We start from the raw sequence: 22,438 nt of genomic DNA, 5'->3' as shown, positions 1-22,438 counted from the left end.
TAAATATTAATACAAAAAATCTGATTGAAGTAATGAAAAAAGTTATTGTCGACATGGATGGGGTAATGGCCGATGTGTATCATCAGCTGGCACAATTTGAAAAAAGAGATACGGGAAGAGAAATTGAAATCAGTGATTTGGCTGGAAAGTCTGAAATAGAATCTTTCCCCAACGGAAAAAAACACGTGAATGAGGTAGGATTTTTCAGAACCTTACCTGTGATGAAAGGAAGCCGTGAGGCTATGGAATATCTGAATAATAAATATGACCTGTATATTGTATCTGCCGGAATGGAATTTCCGAACAGCTTAAGAGAAAAATATGACTGGCTGGCAGAACATTTTCCATTCATTACCTGGGAACAGATTGTTCTTTGCGGAAGTAAAAAGGTGGTTTCTGGGGACGTAATGATTGATGATTATCCTAAAAATTTAGACCATTTTGACGGTCAGAGGCTTATATTCACTCAACCTCACAATGAATTGATTGAAAATGAAACCTACGACAGAGTTCATTCCTGGGAAGAAGTGATGAATATTCTTTAAAAACTGGAAGGAGGAAGCTGGAGGCTATTAATGTAATTTCATCAACTTCCATCTTCCATCGTCCTTTCTCTCCTTTAATCCAGCGTAAGTCTCTTCAATGACCAGGAATTACCATTGTAAATATCAAGGTCTACTTTTGCATTGATACCATGAACAATTCCGTTTTCCGTAAACTGCCAGAAATCCCACTGATCATCGGGAGAAGGAGTGGGTACATCATTGTAATTGGCCAGCCATAGCGGGTAGCCTTCAAACTCACCTTTCAGAAAATCTTTATAATAATGATAATAGGTATAAATGATAGGTTTCTCACCATAAGCTTCCTCCACAATTTTACACCATACTTTCAGGTCTTCAATTAATTTTTTATTGGTTTTACGCTTGGGAATTTTTTCGATATCAAGAATAGGAGGAAGGTCACCGCTTTCCAGTTTCACATTCTCCAGAAAATTATTTGCCTGGATGACAGGGTCTTCATCAGCTCTGTAGAAATGGTAGGCACCCCGGATAAGATCATGTTTTTTTGCACTTTCCCAAAATTCATCAAAATGCTTGTCGGCACTTCTGTTTCCCATGGTAGCACGCATCACTACAAACTCCAGAGGGATGGTTTTATTGCCAATACTTAGGCTGTCCCATTTGATATCTTCTCTGTTCTGATAATGAGAAACATCAAAGCCATAAGTCTTATCAAGATTACTGCTCAGTATTCTCTGAATTCTTAAAGATTCCTTTTCGGTGTTGTGAAGTTTTTTGTGTCTGAATTTATTAAAGTACAATGCGTAATAGTAGCTTACAGATTGCTTCAAATAAAGGCCTGTCCCTACCAATGCTATGATTAATATTGCCAATATTACCCATCTTCGGAAAAAATAGTTTTTCCGTCTTGTTTTATGGACTTGTTTGGCAGTTTTTTTGGTGTACTTTTTTGGTGTCATAAAGTTTTGCAAAACTAACTTTTTTCACTATGAAATGCTAAAATAAAATCAGTAAATTTGTGTATTATGGAAACACGCGAAAAAATCATCATTATAGGAGGAGGATTTGCGGGGCTGCAGCTTGCAAAAACATTGAATAACAAGAACAAAAAGGTCATTGTTCTGGATCGGATGAATCACCATATGTTTCAGCCGCTTTTTTATCAGGTAGCCTCAGGAAGGATAGAACCTTCCAACATTTCTTTCCCTTTCAGAAAGATTTTTCAACAGTCCAGAAATACACAGTTCCGTATGACAGAGGTTAAAGAAATAGACCCTGCCAACAATAAAGTCATTACTGACGAAGCAGAATTTACGTATGATAAACTCATTATTGCTACGGGCTGCAAAACTAATTTTTTTGGAAATAAAGATCTGGAAGGAAAAGCTTTCGGGATGAAAAATACTCAGGAAGCCATCAGTATCAGAAATCATGTCCTGATGACCTTTGAAAAGCTGATCATTGAAAAAAGCCGAAGTGATGACGGAAACTGGAATATCGTTATCGTGGGAAGCGGACCTACCGGAGTAGAACTGGCGGGTGCTTTTGCCGAAATGAAAAAAGATATCCTTCCAAGAGATTATCCTTACATGAATTTTGATCATCTGAAGATTATTTTGGTAAGCTCTACAGAGAAACCACTAGCCGTAATGAGCAGTGAGGCTCAGGAGAAATCTGAAAAATACCTTAAAGACCTTGGGGTAACTTTTATGAGCGGAGAAGTAGTTACGGATTATGACGGAGATAAAGTTCATTTGAAAAGCGGAAAAGAAATCCCATCCAATAATGTTATCTGGGCAGCTGGAGTTACAGGAAATGTTGTGGGAGGTTTTCCGGAAGACAAATTAGTACGAAACAGATATATTGTAGATCGATATAATAAAATACAAGGCTACGATAATATTTATGCCATCGGGGATATTGCCTACATGGAAACACCCAAATATCTACAGGGACATCCTCAGGTAGCCAACGTAGCCATTAATCAGGCAAAAAATTTAGGTAGAAATTTATTAAAGAAAAGCCAGAGCGAGTGGACTGAATATGAGTATGATGATAAAGGTTCATTGGCTACTATTGGAAAGCACAGAGCTGTTGTTGATCTACCATTTATAAAATTCCAGGGATTTTTGGCGTGGTATTTCTGGATGTTTCTCCATTTAATGCTAATTTTGAGCGTTAGAAACAAGCTGGCCATATTCTTCAACTGGATGTGGAGCTATATCAACAAAGATTCTTCTTTAAGATTAATTATTATACCTACTAAGAAAAACGGAACATTACAATGAGAATTGACATAATAAGCGTACTTCCGGAATTGATGGAGAGTCCGTTCCAGGCTTCTATTTTAAAAAGAGCAATGGATAAAGGACTGGCAGAAGTACATTTTCATCAGCTGAGAGACTGGGCAATCAATAAGCACAGGCAGATTGATGATGAGCCATACGGAGGCGGAGCAGGAATGGTAATGATGATAGAGCCACTGGATAAATGCATCTCAGAGCTTAAGTCCCAAAGAAATTATGATGAAGTAATCTATCTGACACCAGATGGCGTTACCTTAAATCAGAAAATAGCCAATACGCTTTCTATAAAGAAAAATTTGATCTTTCTTTGCGGACATTATAAAGGAATTGACCAAAGAGTAAGAGATCTTCATATTACAAAAGAAATATCCATTGGAGATTACGTTCTTACAGGAGGAGAACTGGCTGCCTGTGTTCTTGCAGATTCAGTGATAAGACTTCTTCCCGGAGTTTTGAATGATGAGCAGAGTGCTTTGACAGATAGTTTTCAAGATGATCTTCTTTCACCCCCAATTTACACCAGGCCGGAAAGTTATAAAGGATTAGATGTTCCTAAAATTTTATTGAGTGGTAATTCCGGTAAGATTGAAGAATGGCGTCACGATGAAGCAGTAAGAATCACCAAAGAGAAGCGTCCGGATTTATTGTAAACCCAAAATATAGAACTTTATTGGATTCCATTTATTATTAGGGTAAATGGAATAATATTTGTTGTAGGGTTAACATATGTGGAAGATATTAATGTTTTTGATTTTAAATTGACGTTTTATCTCGATTATTTTCGATTTTGCTTATTATCTCGATTTTGACTAATATGATAAAACTCCCTAATAATTGAAAAATTAATTCGATACAACAGATTTCATTAGTATTTTTTACTATATTTGAACTGTTTTTTGTTGGAAATTGATTCGCTTCTATTGGAGTGAATCTAACATGTATGAAAAAAAATATAAATTTGACACCCTAAAGAAAAGAACATAATAAATTAAAGTATAGAAATTAGGTAGATGGAACTGTTCTCTTTTTATAATGTTGAAAATTTATTTTTACCCGATCCGAAACCTGTCCACAAATTAGATCCTACCCGGTCAGGATTGAGGAATTGGGATGAAAAGAGATATAAAAACAAGCTTTTTAAAATCTCACACGTATTTCAGTTGATGAAAGAAGATAATGGTGTATTGCCATTTATCATTGGATTGTCTGAAGTTTCCGGAAGGAAAGTTTTGGAAGATCTCGTGGAGATGGAGCCCTTTAATTCGCAGTATGGAATTGTACATTACAATTCTATGGACGAAAGAAAAGTGGATGTAGCAATGTTATATGATAAAAATAAAGTAGAGATAATAGATTCTGAAACCATTACTTTCTTTTTTGAAATAGAAAATAAAAACAAAGGAAATTACGACACAACAAGAGACGTACTTTTTTCAAAAATAAAATATAAAGGGGAAATTATTAATGTCTTTATCGCCCATCTTCCCTCTAAGCGAGAAAAAGATATTAATAAACCTAAGAGAACCTTTATATTGAATGAAGTCCGGGAACGGATTATGAAAATTGTAAATGCTGATAAAGAGCATGTCATATTGTGTGGTGATTTTAACGAAAACCCGGATGATGAAAATTTAGTACAGATTCTCTATGACAATGATCATGAGAAGGTTTTAATGAACCCTTTTCAGAAATTGTTTTCTACAAGAAATTATTCTACTTTTCATTATAAATCTGGATTGTTGTATGATCAGATCATTATGTCAAGATCTTTGCTTGATAATAAGACGCTGGCTTTTCAGGATGCGCATGTATTTAATTCTGAAAAAATCCGCAGCAGAACCAGAAATTTTGAAGGAAGACCTTTCCGAACATATGCTGGTACCCGGTATTTAGGAGGATATAGTGATCACTTTCCGGTTTTTGTAAAATTTAAAAATTTACAGTAAAAAACATAAATAATAAAAAAAGTAGAAAATGAAAAATTCGAGCAACACAAGCTACCATTTAGATTCTATTGACAAAGAAATCATCTACATGTTGATGGATAATGCTAAAACTTCTTTAGCCCACATTTCCAAAAATGTTGGTATTTCTACCACTGCAGTGCATCAAAGAATCAAAAAACTCGAACATGCAGGAGTTATTGAAAATTCAATATCATTTCTTAATCCTAAAAAAATTGGATATAAGGTGATTTCCTACATCGGTGTATTTCTGGATCAGCCAAGCCATTATCCAGAAGTAGTAAAATCTTTACATGATATTAACGAAGTAGTGGAAGCCCACTATACTACAGGAAATTATACGATATTCCTGAAAGTTCTTTGTAAAGATAATGATCATTTAATGCAGATTCTGAATAAGCTTCAGAAGCTGAAAGGAGTAACAAGAACAGAAACTTTTATATCTTTGGAACAAGGTATTTACAGACAATTGAAAGTATAACGATATGAACATAGCCCAATATTTGGATTCAACCTACCTGAAGACACCAGAACAATCAGGTATTTCCCACGAAGAAACACTTCAAAAAGATAAAGAACTAGCGCAGGAGGCAATAGATAAAGGTATTTTTGCAGTGATGATTCGTCCCGATTATGTATCTGAGGTCAAGAAATATATTCAGGAGAAAAATTCAAATGTTGCAGTAGGAACTGTAATAGGCTTTCATGAAGGTACTTATTCTATTGAAGAGAAGCTTGCAGAAGCATCAAAAGCAATAGAAGACGGTGCAGATGAGTTGGATTTTGTTATTAATTATACCGCTTATTTACAAGGAAATATAGCATTGGTAAAAGAAGAGTTTGTAAAATGTACGAGATTATCTCTTGAACATCACAAAGTAGCAAAATGGATTATTGAAATTGCTGCTTTGACAAATGAACAAATTGCGGATCTTACTAAAAATATTTCTACCTGGGCAGAAGAGAATTTCTCCGAAAATGACCTCTCGAAAATTTTTGTTAAATCTTCAACAGGGTTTTACGAAACTACTGATGGAAAGCCTAACGGGGCAACCTTTGAAGGGATTACCATCATGCTCAATAACGCAGGGAAGCTTCCTGTAAAAGCAGCAGGTGGTGTAAAGACTCCTGAAGATGCTGAGAAAATGATCAGCATGGGAGTAAAGAGAATCGGAACCTCTTCAGCATTAGCTCTGATTGAAAACAAATCTTCATCCGAAGGATATTAATCAAAATTTTAAATAATAAAAAACCATCAGAAAAACTGATGGTTTTTGTTTTTATATCTGTGCCTGATACTCTTCGTAGAATTGTTGAGTTTCCTGGATTAAGCTGTTCATTTCTTCCAGTGTGAAAACTTCCAGGAATTTTTTTCTGAACTCCTTGAAGTGAGGGATTCCTCTGAAATAATTGCTGTAATGCTGTCTCATTTCTACCAATCCTAATCTTTCACCCTTCCATTCTACACTCCATTCTGCATGTTGGCGAACAGCTAATAATCGGTCTGATATGGTAGGCTCAGGCAAATGTTCTCCTGTTTTAAAGAAATGCTTGATTTCATTAAATATCCATGGATAACCAATAGCGGCACGTCCTATCATAATCCCGTCGCAGGCATATTTTTGTTTGTATGCTAATGCCTTTTCGGCAGAATCTATATCGCCATTTCCGAAAATTGGAATCTCAATATTAGGATTTTGTTTGATTCTGGAAATATGTTCCCAGTCTGCTTCACCCTTGTACATTTGAGCTCGGGTTCTGGCATGTATGGTAAGCGCTTTGATTCCTGTTTCCTGCAGGCGTTCTGCTACTTCATCAATATTGATGGTATGGCTGTCCCATCCTAAGCGGGTTTTAACAGTTACAGGCAGGTGAGTAGAGCTTACAACGGCTTTTGTGAGACGAACCATGAGGTCAATATCTTTCAAAACACCTGCTCCAGCTCCTTTGCAGACAACTTTTTTTACAGGACATCCAAAATTGATATCTACGAGATCCGGATTTACTGTTTCAACAATTCTTGCGGACATAGCCATTGCTTCTTCGTCTCCACCGAAAATCTGTATCCCAACTGGTCTTTCATAATCGAAAATATCAAGCTTTTTACGGCTTTTGATAGCGTCACGAATCAACCCTTCGGAAGAAATAAATTCCGAATACATTAAATCTGCACCATGCATTTTACACAAACGTCTGAACGGAGGATCACTTACATCTTCCATCGGAGCCAACAAAAGTGGAAATTCCGGCAGTTCTATGTTGCCTATTTTTATCATGGTGCAAATTTACGAAATTCTGAAAAAACAATATTTTTTTAATTTAAATGTGGTATCGTGTTTTATTTGTGTTGATTTGTTTAAGGGATTTTATGATATTTTGTTTAATTATTATTCAATATAATTGATTTGTTTTCAATGTTTTTTAAATTTTATTGAGAATTATTTTCTATATTTAGTATAATAAAAATTAATGTCATGAGAAAAATTCTATTTTGTTTGATGGTAATTTTGGTTTCATCAAATTTTTATTCACAAGTAAATATCTCTGCTACGGCAGGAACAGCTACAGGAACTTATACTACATTAAAAGGGGCATTCGACGCTATTAATGCAGGAACGCATCAGGGAGCAATTTCAATCAGTATCACAGCTAATACTACAGAAACAGCAACGGCTAGCCTTAATGCAAGCGGCGGAGCAACAAGTTATACTTCTGTTGTGATTAAGCCGGCAGTAGGAGTTACGGCTGCTATTTCAGGTGATATTGCCAGTGCACCTTTGGTGAGAATACTAGGAAGTAACATTACCCTGGATGGAAGCAATGCTGCTTCAGGAACAACAAAAGACCTTACCCTTACCAATATTTCTGTTACAGCACCGCAGGTACTTACATTTATTGCGACTTCTGCAGCTGCTGCAAACACGAATATTATGGTTAAAAATCTGAATATTGTAAATGGTATCAATACTTCTTCAGCATTTGTAATGTATGATGGAAATACCACTCCTACAGGTGGTTTCTTTAATAATGTTACTATTCAGAATAATTCTGTGAAGAAAGCTTATATGGGAATGTATTTATTTGCTGCCACTGGTGCGGGTAATGGAGCGAATACATTGGTGACCGGAAATGATTTATCAGCTTCTGGTGCAGATGCTATACGCCTTGGTGGGATCTATGTACAAGGTGCTGATGGAGTAACAGTAAGCAATAATACAATTGGAAACTTTGAAACAGCCAATGCTGAGATCAAAAGAGGAATCTGGCTGGCAACTTCAACGATTAACTGCTCTGTTGTTTCCAATACTATTACTAATCTCGGATATACAGGTACTTCTTCAGGAGGAGCATCAGGAATAACTGTTACCTCAGGAAATACAGGAGCATCACCTACAGCCAATATTATTGTAAGAGCGAATACAATTTCCAATTTTACTTCCAGTGGTACAGGAGGTATTTTTGCAGGGATTTACGCAGGCGCAGCAACCTCTGGATTAATTATAGATAATAATAAAATTAATGGTATAAAAAATACCAACACACTCGGATATGGAGCACAGGGGATTCATTTGGCATCAACGAGCCTTACCTCCAATACACTAGTTGCTAATAATATCGTGAGTGGTGTAGCGGGTTATGGATATGCTACAACCGGAGGAGTGAATGACAACGGAAATGGTCTTGTCATTGTTGCCGGAGGAGGATATAAAATATATTATAATACCGTGGTGATGGACGTAAGCCAAACTATTGCAGGAAGACCTGCTGCTTTAAATATCACCAATGGAGTAACCGGTTTGGGAGGTATTGATGTAAGAAATAATCTTTTTGTCAATACACAGACACAGGCAGGGGATAGATATGCTATTTATGCCGGAGCAGCCAGTACGGTTTTTTCAACTATAAATTTTAACAATTTTTATTCTTCAGGGACGAATCTGGGATATATCGGAGGACTGGCAAAAGCTACGCTTGCAGATATTCAGGCTGGATTTGGAGGGAATGTAAACTCACTGAATATTCTGCCGGTATTTGTTTCAGCTACTGATTTCCATTTGTCTGCGACGGGAAATGCAGCGCTTGATAATAAAGGAACTCCGGTGGCTGAAGTGATATTGGACGCTGCTGGAAATATCAGAAATGTTTTAACACCGGATCTTGGAAGCTTTGAGTTTACAGCTTCTATACTGGCTGTTAATGAATCTGCGAAAAAGAATACAATAAATGTTTATCCGAACCCGGTTGTAGACTATGTTTATATCAATAATGACAGTAGAATCAAAGATGTAGAAGTATACAATGTTTCAGGACAGAGAATTCTTAACGAGACAATCAATGCTGAAAAAGGTTATGTAGATATGAGACGTGCTCCTGCAGGAGTTTATATCTTAAAAGTGAATAGTGAAAAAGGATCACAATCACTGAAAATTATTAAAAAATAAAATTCAACTGATAATCAATAAGAATCCCCAATAGCGATATTGGGGATTTTTTTATTTAAATAATAACTGTTGTTCTTAGAAGCTTGCTTTCACCTGCATACTTCCGATATGAATGGTTCGGTCACCCGAATTTCTTCCTTCGTAATTAAGATTCAGCTGAATAAATGAGTTGATCGCCTGTTGGATGAATACGCTCCATACCTGGTTTTTTCCTGGCTTCAGACCATCCAGCATCTGGTTTCCTACAATACTGAAATTGTTTCCTGTGAAATTGTTGCTGATGAATGAGAAATTTCCACGGATAGACGTTTTTCTACGCTCCCACTGAATGGTTCCCGTAACATCAAATGCTTTAAGAAGCTCCTCACCGTCCAGTCTTTGTTTCTGACGGAAAGCCGAAGACAGTTCAGCCTGGATAGCATCTGTAAACTTATAAGTGGCTTTAGGTTTTGTTTCAAAGTTATTAAGACGGTAATCTCTTGTTCCAAACAATTGTGAAGAGTTTTTAATATCATGAACAGAATTTTCCCAGTCAACCCTGAACTCCTTATTGAACCAATATCCTACATTCAGGAAATGAGAGGTCTGCTCACGTTCTTCATTACTGAAATTGGCATTGATAAGGTTATCGTTGGTGATAAATCTGTAGTTTCCGTTCCAGCCTGATTTGTCAGTAGGATTGAACTGTACAGAAGCAAGGATATTTTGATTTTTAAGGATCTGATCGCTGTTCTTTTCAAAAGGATTTAAAACAAGTACTTTATCTTTTTTATAGAATGAGTTTTGAGAATTCAATGAAATATTGAAATTCCAACGTTTTAAAAATCCGTTCTCCGAGTTGAAAACAATAGCCGGATTGACAAATAAAGCCAACTGTAATTTATTTTTGTTGGAAGGGATGTATCTTACAGAATTTGTATACACACGAATATATTGTGCAAGATCGGAATATTCAGCAATTTCAAATTCGTCCAGCTGCTGGATTCCGTCTCCGTTATAATCCGTCCATTTGTAAACACCTTGGCCATCCGTTACTTTAATGTATTGGAACTCTCTCTGTGCTTCCTGTCCGTTTCCAAGTTCATAGAAAGCCTGAAGACGCATACCGTTTCTGAAAAGCTGCTGATTGTATAAAATATTTCCAACTACAAAGTCATTATTTCGGGTTACATCACCTTCTGCTCCGGAGTAGAAAAACTTTCTATAATGAATTAAAGCATTTAAAGTGGTTCTTTCCGTTTTGATGATCTGACTTTCTGCCATGAATCCCAAAATATTATTCATATTCTGAAGCCTGTTATCACGCACAGAGTCATTATCCCTCATGTATACCTTGGCCAATAACTTTGTCCTTGTACTGTCACCTATTTTCTTTTGTAAAAAGATTTCTTTCCAGCTGAAACTTGTGACATCCATAAGCTGAGTATCATTGTACTTTTTCTCATTGTGCTCCATGCTTCCACCAATTGCCCAGCTTCCTTTTTTACCGGTAAATTCAGTTGAAACTCCTCCACGGATGAATTTGGTATCCTGAAGAGTAGCATTGGTATTCAGGAAAGATAAATTCCCTTTCGTAAAGAATTTTCCAGTGATCCAGCCAAAATCCAGATCGTTTTTGAGTCCTTTGTAAGAATTTTGTTCATTCAGATAATTGACACGGTAATTCAAAGTAGATTTGTTGTTCCATTTATTCAGGAAGCTGAAAATAAATCTGTTTTGAGTCTTCTTATTAAATTCCTGCGCAAGGTTGAAATCTCTGGAGAATTCCACATCATTGATACGGTCAAGGATATGAAACTGTCTGTCTATATATTGATATTCGAAACTAGGTGTTCCTTTCCATGTGCTCTTTGTGAAACTTTTATTTCCAAAAATACGCCATGCATATCCCATATTCTGATTAGAATCTTTGGATGAAAATAAATTGACATCATAATTACTCAGGGAAATATCTGCTCCTATTTTTCCCTCATTCAATAGATATTCTGAGTTTAGAGAGTATACCTGAGATTTTTGTGGGGAAGGAAGTTTTCTTACCGCTCTGTAATCTCCGGCATTTGGTCCTACATATTGGAAAACACGTCCGTTGTTTGTAGTTTGAGCTATTTTATAATCTCCCAGATTGGCTCCGAAATAAGTAAAAGAAACCTGATATAACGTTAAGCTGGAATCTGTAGAAAATTCATAGAAGTTTCCGGCAGTATTTAATTTGTATAAAATTTTATTGACATCATACTGTGTTACTACTCCTGATGGTGCATACATTAGATTAGGATCATTTCCGGCTTCTGCAAGAATTTGTTCATCCTCCTTAGAAAGACTTAGAGAAAGAGGGGCATTCTTATTGTCATTTTCCATGAACCAGTTAAGCCCTACTTTGAATTTTTCTCTCTGATGTTCAACTTTTCCGGTAAATAAATATCTTGAATAATTTCTGTTGGCGTAGTTATAAGAAATCGTAATGAAATTCTGTTGGAAAATAGGACGGAAACTGGTAAAGGTAACTTCACCCGTATTATAATTAATGATATAATCCTGATTTTCTCCTCGTTTCATCAAAATACCATCAATGAAAACCTGCTCGGAACCGGAGATCAACGTGATAAATTGTTCACCATTCTTACCTGTCAGACGATAAGGTCCCTGGTTACCTTCAATCCCCTGAAAACGGATTCTGTGGAATTCACTTCGTGCAACACCGGCAGAAATATCTACAAAAGTCTTATTTTCTTTCCCGAATTCTGTCTGGAACTGAAGTCCCATACTCCTTCTCTGGTATTTCGCAAAATAATTTTTAGCTTCTACAAGATCAAGATGCCCGGCTCTGAGGATAGACTTTTCCTTGATGTTAAGCTGCATATAGATTTTATCAAACTCCTCCAAAGTCTGGGTATAACCATCCGCCTGAATAGGGAGATTGTGGTCTGAAATACTGGCTAAAATGGTGACATCTTTGGATAATCTCCCTGAGATCTGGAGATCCATAGAACTTTGTACGGATTGTCCCTGATTATTTCCAAAAGTAATTCCACGGATAATGGAACCTTTCGAATTAAGCTCGCCTAAAAATCTTTTTTTATCATTTTTTGCCAGTACAGCTTCATCAATAACGATTTTATTGTGTGTTCTTATGAAGTCAAGGGTATCTTTTGCAAAGATATCCTGTTCAAGTCTTGCGGCTAGGATACTGTCTCTTTTTATGCTGTCTTCAGGAATGTTGGGATTTTTCCACGAGAATACCTGAGCATTTCCTGAAAATATGCCTAAGAAGAAAAAAATGAATACAAGAGTAAAATTCCGCAACTTTTAAAAATAATTCGTAAAAATAATTAAAAAATGTTAACATTAAGGGTTTAACTATAATTAACAAAAACTTAACCTGTTTATTGTATCAGCTAAAAAAATAAATGTAGTTTTGTGGTGTAAGAAAATTATTAACAAGAAAAATTAAATCATGAAAAAACTTTATTCTCTTTTCGCGACAGTAGTGATGAGTGCAGTTGCTTTTGCACAGACAACTTATGTTTGGGATTGTACTTCTGTAAATCCTATTTCTGGTACAAATGCTAATATTTCAAATGTAGCATTCGCGACAGCTCAGGGAAATAATAATGGTACTACAGCTCTAATTGCTACTTCTTCCGCATCTAGCGGCTATACAGGAGCTAGTGGATCTAGTAATTTTGGTGCTGCTGCTTATAAAGAAGCTCTTTCTACTGCTACAAGTACTTATTTCAGTGTAACTGTTACTCCTGTTTCAGGTAATAAAGTAACTTTGAATTCTTTAAGTTTAGGTTCTAGAGGAACATCTACTGGGCCAGGAAAGATCACAGTATATTCTAGCATTGATAATTATGCTACTGCGATTGGTACTGCAAATGTTAATAATAACAGTACATGGGCATTGAGCAGTATTACTTTTGCAGGTGCTAATCTAGTAGGTGCAGAATCAGCTCCAGTTACATTAAGAATCTATGGTAGTGATAGTGCTGGTACAGGTACTCCTTCTGCTGGTACGGCTAACTGGAGAATCGATGATGTTTCTTTAGTAATTACTTCGTCTACTGCATCTCTAGCTGTTATTGATACTAAAAACGCAAAATCAGGAAACTTAGTAAAGAATTCTTTCGTTAAAAACAACGAGATTGTTTTCGGATCTGATGTAAAAGACGTAAAAGTTTTCAATATGTTCGGACAGCTTGTAAAAGAAACATCTGTAAAACAAAATGGAACTGTAAGCGTTGCTGAATTGGCAAAAGGAAACTATATTGTAACAGGTACAGTAAACAACCAGCCTGTTTCTCAAAAAGTTCTTAAAGACTAATCTCTTTACAATAAAAATAAAAACAGCCGCTTCATTGAAGTGGCTGTTTCTTTTATGGGCTTATTTGTTGATTTTTAAATCTTTCTATCGTGTTTATTTCTTAATTTGGTGGTATTGTTTTTGATATTTTTATTTCAAATCCATTTCTAAAATTAATACGATGAAAAAAATCTTTACTATTGCAGGGCTTTTATTATTAACAACCTTTTCGAACGCCCAGATTGTGATCAATGAGATTTATGGCGGTAATGCCAACTCAGGTGCTGTATTGAAAAATAACTATATTGTGCTTAAGAATATCGGAACCAATCTGGTTTCTTTGACGGGAGCCAGTATACAGTATGGGCCTGCTATTGGTGCTTTTACTGAATATCATACGCTGCCTGATTTGACTTTAGGTCCCGAAGAAACCTACTTAATTCAGGAATCAGTCATTCAAGATGGTACTGAAGAGTTACCAATACCCAATTTTATTGCCACTACAATAACTAATTTTGATGGCACGCCCAACAAATCTTCCGGGTTGAAGATTTCCAGTGTTTCAGGGAAAATAGCTTTAGCTGGAAATATAGTGCAGGTTACAGGGCCTTCTGCATCCAATGTCCTTGACTTTGTAGGATATGGATCAAATGCGGATCAATTTAAAGGTGATGGGCCGGCTCCTTCTCCCACTACCACCACTGCCATTAAAAGAACATTAGTGAGTAATAATGATAATATGGCAGATTTTTCACTCGAAGGAAGTGTGAAATCAGGTTTTGTACAGAATCCTTTTATAAAAGACAGTAAAGTAGTATTCGGAACAGAGGTGAAAGATGTGAAAGTATACGATACATTCAGACAGGTTGTTAAAAAATCACCCACAAAATTAGCCTCAAGTCTTGATATTGCTGAGTTACCAAAAGGAACTTATATTGTAACAGGAACTATCAATAATATTCCGATTTCACAGAAAATTATAAAAGATTAGTTTTTAATAAAAAGGGACAGCATATTCATCAGCTGTCCTTTTATTTTTTTGTTTTCAAGAATCTTAATACCATCCTCTTCTTGCTGCATTGATAATCGATCCAAGATTAAGGATCAATGTATATCTGATGCGTTTTCCGTAATCTTTGAATGAAGGTTCAAATCCTAAAGAAGACTGTATCGGGAAATAAACTTCCAGGAAATCAGGGATAATTCTTACTTTAACTCCGGTATCCCATATGAATTTGGCAGGAAGATCTTTGTTTTTATATACTCCGGCATCTGCATATACATGGAATATTTTCCAGATGCTTGAATCTACGTTTGCAGATGTGATCCATTGGTTCACGGTTCCTGGTAGAAATGATTTAAAACCACCGTCAGCTAATATAAACTGTTGTGAAAGAAGACCACTGCTGGCACTTTCTCCCAAAAGAGTATAAGAGAATGAATAATTGGAAACCCTTGAAATACCATAATCGAAAAGATTATTTCTGGTATTATTTCTTAGAAAATATCCGGCAAATAAACGTAAGCTAAGCTTTTGTTTAGGAGCAAATTCCCATCTGTAGAAACCTTCAGCAGTTATTTTATTGAAATCTTCCATTCCCTGGGCGCTCAGACTAAAACTTTTTTCATGAATCATCTGGCTGTCGCTATAGCCATATCCGATACTCCAGAGATTATACTTCCTGTAATCGTCGTTAGCAATCATTAAAGGACTAAGATCTCTCTCGAAATAGTTATAAGAAGCCCCGATTCCTCTGCTTACCGTACTTCTGGGATTCTTTCTGAAATTGATAGAGGAGGATATGGAAGTCTTTCTGTAAGCCAGATTATAATCATAATGAAAATAAGAACCGGATAGTCCAAAGGTTAAGCTTCGGATAATACTTTCTGCAGGCAGAATAGAGTAGGAAACCGCTGCGGAGCCAGTCAGTTTTCCTGTTCCTGTACTATAGGTTGGTGTAACTGAGTACAGGAATTTTTGATCAAAGAAAGACTGGTTTTTTAAATTGACTCCCAAAAGGAATTTATCATAAGTATTGTTGAAACGTACTCTGGGACTGATGTAAATTTCGTTGTATTCCGGATTGGGGATATCTTTTATTAATTTAAGTTTAATCTTTTTTGCATTGGAAAAAATTCCTTTTGCATATAGAAAATTATCTCTGTAATTGGATTCCGGAAAGATGTAGCCACTGTTTAAAGTGACTTTGTAAATATTATCTGAAGCAGGAAGCGTCAGGCTGGTCATACGTTCATTTTCTTCAGTATCTATCCAGTAAGATTTCTTTTCGCCATCTTTAGTTTCTGTTTCCAGTTTTACAGGAATAGAAATATCGGTATTTTTTACAATATTTATTTGAAGTGAATCGTTCTCTTTTCGAATGTTTTTTAATTTGAAATCAACTCTGTTCTTCTGTTTGAAAAAGTTTGAAAGATAAGCCGTTGATTTATTTTTTTCGGAAAGAGATGTCAGAAAATCTTCAGGATGTATTCTTTTTCCTGAATTCTGAGAAATATAATTTTTTACAATATCATTGAAATGATCATATCCCATTTTATCTGCTGAATAATTGAACAGACTTCCGGTTTCAAAACTGCTTACAGCCATATCATTGAAATTACTTAAAACAGGAAAATGTTCAGTAATTTTCTGATCAAGATTTTGCAGCATGATATATTGATAGGAAAGGCCGTAGCGATCCAGAAGTTTTACTTTGGAGGCATGGAATAATTTTAAAGGCTTAAATCCGAAAATTTTAGTTTCTGGAAGGGTACCTAAAAGTTTTGTGTCAGCATAGAATTTTTTCAGATACTGAATTTCCAGATAAGATTTTAAACCATTTTTAAACCAATGATCTTTCTCTTTATCTGCAATAACGGTTTCATCAAGAATTTTCTTGGTAATCATTCCAAAGTAATCCAGATCCGTTTTTTCGGTATTGGTAAATAACTGGAATCTGAATTTCCAGAAAGTAATATCATTATTTCCAAAAAAGTCTTCTTTAGCTCTGAATTTATCTGAAATAAAAAGACTTTTAGGAAGAATACCCAGTCTCTCTTTAAGGAATTTTAAATGTAGAGGAAGATAAAATTCCAGGTTCTGCTTTTCTTCAGGATTCAGGTTATATCCAAATTTGACTTCGGTTTCGTCTCCATCAATATCGGTTTTTATGGAAGGATATCCAATAGAAGAAATTAAAAACTCAGGATCAGAATCCAGACCTCCTTTAAAAGAATTCATCTGAATCTGTGGAAGATTACCTTCTACAAAAGTATTGACAGGAATATCAAAGTTGACAGTCCAGAAAGTATTGAAACTTACAGGTTCTTCAATATCGTGATACTTTCTTTTGGAAATATTGTCCGGATCAAAATGATCCGGAACAATAAAGAAATATTTTAATACCGTATTCTGAGCGGATGTTCCATATCCCGTAAAAGTTTTATCGGGAAGCTGCATTCTGTATTGCAGCTGTAACGTGACACTTTCGCCAGGTTTCAGTATGTTTTTCAGAGGAATAAAAAGATTTTCATCTGAGAGGTTACTGACAGGTATAACTTCATTTTCTGAATTTTTAATATTCAATTCAAGAAGTTTACCCAATTGATCACTTTTTGCAAAGTGCAAATCCGTATTCCGGTCTTCCAGTTTTCTGTAGACTAAAGAGGTTCCACGTCTGTTGTAAGCGGAAACCCAATTCAGGAGTTTTACAGTCTGAAGATCTTTTCCGGAATGATTGTAATAAACAATTTCCTGATTGATCTCAAGGTTCTTCTTGTCAGGAGACAGTTTTGCTTCAATATAAATACTGTCTTTCTGTGCAGAGACCTGTGCGACTCCCCAGAACAAAATAAGGCAAATGCTGAGCTTTTTCAAATATTCGTGATAAAGCCCAAATATAACTTATTTTGTATATACTTGAGTAGGATTTTAACCTTGAATTGCTTTTTTATCCAAAGAATTAATATAAGCATTCCATCCTTCTGTCTTATAAGTGATGGCAGATGCTTCAGGATCATTGGATTTGTAGATTCCTCTTCCTACAATAATAAAATCCGTGTGTAGTGTTTTAAATACATGCTCCGGTGTATTGTACTGCTGTCCTTTACCATCTCCTGAATCTGCAAGATTTACTCCCGGAGTGAATAATAAAAGGTCTTCCGGAATTTTGTTTTGAGATACTCCACCAATTACATTTGGATGGGATAAAGCTACTTTTAAAGCTTCTTCACGGTAGCTGGCTGTTGTAAGCGCTCCTTTTGAGGACATTCCAACAATGGCTACCACTCCTACATTTTTGAAGCAGTCTAATGATTCAAAACCTCCGATTACTTGCGAAGTTACGAAATCTGCCCAGTCTGTAATTTTGAAAACCCCACTTGTAAACTGAAGTTCTTGTGTATTTCCGATGTCAGCAAATTTTCTGTCTTCCATCAATAAAAACTGATGTTTTGCAGCAATAGCTTTTAAAGGAGTAATTGTTTTTTCGTACTCAAAATCGGAAATGATATCGATATGTGTTTTTAAAGCAATAACGTGCGGGCCTACCTTTTCAGCAAGTTCCAATAGCTCCTGAGTCGTTGTAACATCAGCAGAAGCAATAAGGTTTGATTTTTTCGCTAAAGCTGTTTCCAGTAATTTTTTTGATACAGAATGTTGTGTAGCTTCAAGTTTCTCTTCATAAGAAGATCTTGTTTCTTCTTCAAACTGAATGTGGTTACCCTGTAGGAAATCCTGAATTCTTTTAACCTCTTCATCAGATAATTCTCCGGTTTCCTGAAGAATATCACATACCTCCGAAATATTGAAAAGAGTGTGTACTCTGTAGCCTTTGCCTTCTAATAGCTGCTTTCCTCCTTGTTCTCTATCCAGTACCACTACAATATCAGAAACTTTAAGATCTTCCTGCTCTATTTCAGGAATGGTTTCTAATAAAGACTTTCCTGAAGTGATAACATCTTCTACCAAAAGACAGTTTTGCCCTTTCTGGTAAATTCCTTCGATCAATTTTTTGGTACCATAGCTTTTGGCTTCTTTTCTTTTAATAATTAATGGAATATAGCTTTCCAGAGACATTGCAGTTGCCATTGGAAGAGCAGCGTAAGGAACTCCACAGATTAAATCAAAATTATCTAATGGAAGCATTTCCAATAAATAATTAGCAAGATTTTTTAAAATTTTAGGATCTGAAGCCAAAGGTCTCAGGTCTACATAAAATGGGCTTTCAATACCACTTTTCAGGGTAAACCTTCCGAATTTGATGATCCCTAGCTTGTAGCACTCTAAGAAGAATTCTTTTTTACTTTCCATTATTTTTTATTAGATATTGCAAATTTAAGCAATTGAAATAAGGCTCAAAAATTTATCGCTCATTTGTAAATAAAAAACCATCCCGGATTGACCAGAATGGTGTGAAATTACTCAGTTATATTAGGGAGAATATTTTTCATTTATTCTGATAGGATTTTATCCAAATTAAGCTGTTTGAGCGATGTTTTTTCAGAAATCTCTTTTTGTATCCACTCTTCCTCGCCTGTTTTAGCACTCGTTCCCAAAGTTGCAATGAATAATTTTTCAATAAATAAATCATTATTTTTGAAAAATACTGGTATAACTATTTTCCGAGACGTATTTTGATATTGATCAGTGTAACCCAAGATTAAATTGAAAGCTTGTTTGTTTTTTGTATTAGTATTTATTTCTATAAAATCACAGCTAATGTTTTTGGTAAAAAATACTTTATTATCAGTTTGTGCTTTTAAAGTATAGTCATTTATATTTTTTTCTATAAAAACGATATCATTCTTATCACTTTTATTAAAGTTAACTCTTTAATTTTTAGTTTGTGTAGATTCTGAATTAGAAGAAGAGGGTAGATCTTCTTCTTCCATATTTTCTTTAGATTTGAGAAAATACTTTTTACATTCCGGTAGTTCACATCCTAAGATTTATGTTTTTTTTCCATCAAAAAAAGAAATATATGAACCCCCATTAATTTGTAAGTCATATTTTTTTCCTTTATATAAATAACCTTTTATATTAATATTACATGGTGTAATCGGATATGAAAAATGCCATTCTTCTTCAGTAAGAGGAACTGATAAATTCATGATTTTTTCAATATCATTATTATTGAGAGACCATGTTTTGCCTCTTTCAGTTAATTTTTCTTTTGTAGAATATTTGCCTTTACAGTTGGCAACATAAACTTTTGTATCTATTTTCTTTTTTTCATCTTTATCCTGGCCTTTGCAGCTGAAAAAGAAGAATATAAGAAGTAGTAAAGCCATAAAGTTTTTCATCATTTTTATATTTATGGTTCAAACCAAGATGTTTTTTCTAGCATAACTTTCAGGTTTTCTAAATTGTAATAATTGTTTTTTCTGAATTGTAATATCATATTATCTAGATCCTGTGTTGATAAGAGTTTAGACAATACAAGTGCTTCGCTTAAACTAGCTCCTCCTCTGGAATCTCCGAAACTATATTTTCCCCAAAAGATATCTTTTTCATCAAAATATTTATAGTATATAGGGTCAACGATATTTATTGTATAGGCAATTATCTTATAAAGATTTTCATCGTTAAACGAAAGTTGTTCTTTTGCTTTTCTTTTTGAAAGAAGACCTAAGACATAACTATTTAATAACGAAGCATCCTTACCATGGTCTATATTTGAATTATTATTGATTTTATTTAATAAATCTTCCCTTATTATTAATTTATTATTGTCGATGTGAAAAATATTTTCTCCATTAATAGCAATCTCACTTTTTGTAGAATTGGATTTTGGTTTGTCTTCATTAACATAAGTTATGATTGATGGAAAATTATCCAAAAAGAATTTGTTATCAGCTTGTGGTGGAAGTCTGTCGACCTTTATTTTTTTTTGAAAATCCCATTGTTTTGTATTAGGATTGTAAAGATATATATCAGCGATAGCATTAATTTTTAAATTTATGCTTTCTTCTGTGCATCCATTTGAATAATCTAAATACTTATTTGTTATTTGGAAACAAAAGATATTGTAGAGATTATATTTTCCATCTAATAGTTGATTAATAATTCTATTTTCAGTTATTAAATCATCATATTCGTATTTATTTTCTTCAAAATATTTATTTTTCCAAAAAGAAATGAGATTTTTATTTTTGGGTATGAAATGTATAGTAAAGTATCCTTCTTCTTTACAATTTAAATAACTATAAAAAGGGTGTTCTGCTGGTGTAGATTCATCAACTGACATTAGAAAACCATGGAAATATTTTTTATTAAAAAAATCGGTTTTTTGTTTTTTTTTCTCAATATTTTGTATTTCTACGGTCCTTTTTTGTGCATCATTTTTGCAAGATATTAATATTAAAATAATACTCAGTAAGGATATGAATTTACTTAATCGGGTTACCATCTTTATCAAATTTTGTTTTCATATAATCTTCTGCTTTTATTCTATAAGCTCCTAAATTACGGAAGTTGTTGTATCCATCCCCTTTTGTTGCAGCCTCAATGTGGCAATGCCAATATTTTTTATTTATTCCATGTCCTTTTACTCCATTTGGAAATTCACTGCTTGATGCATTTCCTGTTGACCCTGATTGGGCTACCTTTTGCCCGTGTTTTACTTTTTCACCATTTTTAACGAATATCTTATTTAAATGGCAGTATAAAATAAATACTGTTTTTCCTTCTTTATCTTTGGATTTTATCATTAAAGTATTTCCTAGACTTTGAAATTTGTATTGATTAGTTTTAAAAGAATCTACTATAGCTACTACTTTTCCACACATTAATGAATGTACATCTTTATATTCAGGGCCAGAAACTATATCAATACCCTTATGACCTCTTGCAGAATTATAACCAAATCTATTATTATTTTTACCATGATTATCTGAGCTAATTTCCGGATTTTGCCATACATCTGCATAGTCAAAGCATTGTGAACAATCGGCTGAGCATTTTTTTTCTTTATCTTGTTGTGGCTTAACTTTTGAACATTTATCAATTTCAAAAATTATTTTCGTTTTTTTATAGTTATCCTTTCTTTGTTTTCTCGAGTTGGTGTCTTGATTTATAATATTAATTATAAGATCAACTACATCATTATCTTCTAAAGTCCCTGTTTTATCTGCTTCCAAATACATATTATCTTTATACCAATCAACCATTCCGGTAACTGCTGCTTCATTTGGAGTATAATCTTTGTCTTGTCCTTCTGCAATTTGAACTTTAGAGTCAGATGCTAAATCATTTATCTTTTGCTGAATCTTTGCATATGTTCCTCTTCCTGTAATTTGCAATAGACCTCTTCCTCTATAATTCCATGTATCTTCTACTGATTTATTCCCTAGTCTACTACCATAGGCAATTTCGGCAATTTTCTTTTCATTTGCAATATATCTATTTTCTGCGCTTCGTCCATACTTATATGCTAAATCATTTGGAACTGTTTTTTTTTCATCTTTTGTAGGATTACCATATTTATCAACAGCTTCTCCATTAGCATTTCTTTTTCTAAAAGCCTTAAATTGTATAGGTAAATCTATAGCAGCATAATCTAGGCTTTCACCATGTAATGCTCCTTTCAAGTTTGTGCCTGCCTCTTGTATTGATTGTGCAAAGAAATGTGCTTTTCTAGCACATGTATCGAGTTTAAATACTTTCTTGTATTTATTTAATGATTTTGCCAAATCTTCTAAAAGCATTTTATCTTTAACCTCTGAATATATTTTTTGTAATTGTTCAACAGTTATATCTTTTTCACAATTTGGACATTTCCCATCTGCTGGCTTCTCTGGCTCCGGCTGCTTCTGCACCCCCGCCGCACTCTTCACCTTCTCCACTTCCATCAAGCCCTCCGAATTTACCCCGAATTTCTGAGATTCTGCGGATAGTTCT

Annotated in this window: 17 protein-coding genes; 9 read left to right on the top strand and 8 right to left on the bottom strand. The window is 34.6% G+C overall.

Annotated features, from left to right (window positions below; genetic code table 11):
- The first annotated feature begins 32 nt into the window (after positions 1–32).
- Positions 33–545, top strand: coding sequence for a 5' nucleotidase, NT5C type (locus CQ046_RS19905; RefSeq protein WP_105703940.1), 513 nt, complete (start codon positions 33–35; stop codon positions 543–545).
- Positions 546–619: 74 nt separating this feature from the next.
- On the opposite strand, the gene CQ046_RS19900 is transcribed toward CQ046_RS19905, so the two are convergent.
- On the bottom strand, positions 620–1,483 hold the full coding sequence (locus tag CQ046_RS19900; RefSeq protein ID WP_105703939.1) for a glycoside hydrolase family 25 protein: 864 nt from the start codon (positions 1,481–1,483) through the stop codon (positions 620–622).
- Between the two features lie 66 nt (positions 1,484–1,549).
- Here CQ046_RS19900 and CQ046_RS19895 point away from each other — a divergent pair, with 66 nt between their 5' ends.
- From CQ046_RS19895 to deoC, 5 genes are all read left to right on the top strand, one after another.
- Complete coding sequence (locus tag CQ046_RS19895; RefSeq protein ID WP_105703938.1) at positions 1,550–2,812, top strand: NAD(P)/FAD-dependent oxidoreductase; 1,263 nt, start codon at positions 1,550–1,552, stop codon at positions 2,810–2,812.
- Positions 2,809–3,480 carry a tRNA (guanosine(37)-N1)-methyltransferase TrmD gene (trmD, locus tag CQ046_RS19890; protein ID WP_105703937.1) on the top strand — a complete coding sequence of 224 codons (672 nt, stop codon included), beginning with the start codon at positions 2,809–2,811 and terminating at the stop codon, positions 3,478–3,480. Before CQ046_RS19895 ends, trmD begins: the two co-directional genes overlap by 4 nt.
- Before the next feature lie 360 nt (positions 3,481–3,840).
- On the top strand, positions 3,841–4,776 hold the full coding sequence (locus CQ046_RS19885; protein WP_105703936.1) for an endonuclease/exonuclease/phosphatase family protein: 936 nt from the start codon (positions 3,841–3,843) through the stop codon (positions 4,774–4,776).
- A gap of 28 nt (positions 4,777–4,804) precedes the next feature.
- Complete coding sequence (locus tag CQ046_RS19880) at positions 4,805–5,275, top strand: Lrp/AsnC ligand binding domain-containing protein (protein WP_047379047.1); 471 nt, start codon at positions 4,805–4,807, stop codon at positions 5,273–5,275.
- A 4-nt stretch (positions 5,276–5,279) separates the two neighbouring features.
- The gene (gene deoC, locus CQ046_RS19875; protein ID WP_105703935.1) at positions 5,280–6,023 is read left to right on the top strand and encodes a deoxyribose-phosphate aldolase; all 744 of its coding nucleotides are present in this window, start codon (positions 5,280–5,282) and stop codon (positions 6,021–6,023) included.
- A gap of 51 nt (positions 6,024–6,074) precedes the next feature.
- On the opposite strand, the gene dusB is transcribed toward deoC, so the two are convergent.
- Positions 6,075–7,070: a tRNA dihydrouridine synthase DusB gene (gene dusB / locus CQ046_RS19870; protein ID WP_105703934.1), complete on the bottom strand. Its 996-nt coding sequence runs from the start codon at positions 7,068–7,070 to the stop codon at positions 6,075–6,077.
- Between the two features lie 198 nt (positions 7,071–7,268).
- Here dusB and CQ046_RS19865 point away from each other — a divergent pair, with 198 nt between their 5' ends.
- Positions 7,269–9,236 (top strand): T9SS type A sorting domain-containing protein, encoded by a 1,968-nt coding sequence (locus CQ046_RS19865; protein ID WP_105703933.1) that lies wholly within the window; start codon positions 7,269–7,271, stop codon positions 9,234–9,236.
- Positions 9,237–9,311: 75 nt separating this feature from the next.
- On the opposite strand, the gene CQ046_RS19860 is transcribed toward CQ046_RS19865, so the two are convergent.
- The gene (locus CQ046_RS19860; protein ID WP_105703932.1) at positions 9,312–12,539 is read right to left on the bottom strand and encodes a hypothetical protein; all 3,228 of its coding nucleotides are present in this window, start codon (positions 12,537–12,539) and stop codon (positions 9,312–9,314) included.
- A 151-nt stretch (positions 12,540–12,690) separates the two neighbouring features.
- Here CQ046_RS19860 and CQ046_RS19855 point away from each other — a divergent pair, with 151 nt between their 5' ends.
- Positions 12,691–13,560: a T9SS type A sorting domain-containing protein gene (locus CQ046_RS19855; protein ID WP_228407002.1), complete on the top strand. Its 870-nt coding sequence runs from the start codon at positions 12,691–12,693 to the stop codon at positions 13,558–13,560.
- A gap of 160 nt (positions 13,561–13,720) precedes the next feature.
- Complete coding sequence (locus CQ046_RS19850) at positions 13,721–14,530, top strand: T9SS type A sorting domain-containing protein (protein WP_105703931.1); 810 nt, start codon at positions 13,721–13,723, stop codon at positions 14,528–14,530.
- 63 nt (positions 14,531–14,593) lie between these two features.
- Here CQ046_RS19850 and CQ046_RS19845 read toward each other — a convergent pair whose 3' ends face one another.
- From CQ046_RS19845 to CQ046_RS19820, 5 genes are all read right to left on the bottom strand, one after another.
- Positions 14,594–17,416 carry an aminopeptidase gene (locus CQ046_RS19845; protein ID WP_228407001.1) on the bottom strand — a complete coding sequence of 941 codons (2,823 nt, stop codon included), beginning with the start codon at positions 17,414–17,416 and terminating at the stop codon, positions 14,594–14,596.
- A 54-nt stretch (positions 17,417–17,470) separates the two neighbouring features.
- Positions 17,471–18,850 carry an orotidine-5'-phosphate decarboxylase gene (pyrF, locus tag CQ046_RS19840; protein WP_105703929.1) on the bottom strand — a complete coding sequence of 460 codons (1,380 nt, stop codon included), beginning with the start codon at positions 18,848–18,850 and terminating at the stop codon, positions 17,471–17,473.
- 638 nt (positions 18,851–19,488) lie between these two features.
- Positions 19,489–19,845, bottom strand: a complete 357-nt coding sequence (locus CQ046_RS19830) for a hypothetical protein (RefSeq protein ID WP_123906656.1) — start codon at positions 19,843–19,845, stop codon at positions 19,489–19,491.
- A gap of 8 nt (positions 19,846–19,853) precedes the next feature.
- Positions 19,854–20,948, bottom strand: coding sequence for a hypothetical protein (locus tag CQ046_RS19825; protein WP_105703926.1), 1,095 nt, complete (start codon positions 20,946–20,948; stop codon positions 19,854–19,856).
- Positions 20,929–22,356, bottom strand: coding sequence for a peptidoglycan DD-metalloendopeptidase family protein (locus CQ046_RS19820; RefSeq protein WP_228407000.1), 1,428 nt, complete (start codon positions 22,354–22,356; stop codon positions 20,929–20,931). The genes CQ046_RS19825 and CQ046_RS19820 overlap by 20 nt, the downstream gene beginning before the upstream one ends.
- Positions 22,357–22,438 lie beyond the last annotated feature (82 nt).

It is taken from the genome of Chryseobacterium sp. MYb7 (genome assembly GCF_002979455.1).
In the GTDB taxonomy this organism is placed as follows: Bacteria; Bacteroidota; Bacteroidia; order Flavobacteriales; family Weeksellaceae; genus Chryseobacterium.
The sequence above is the reverse complement of the archived record's forward strand: the minus strand, read 5'-3'. Positions and strand labels throughout refer to the sequence as shown.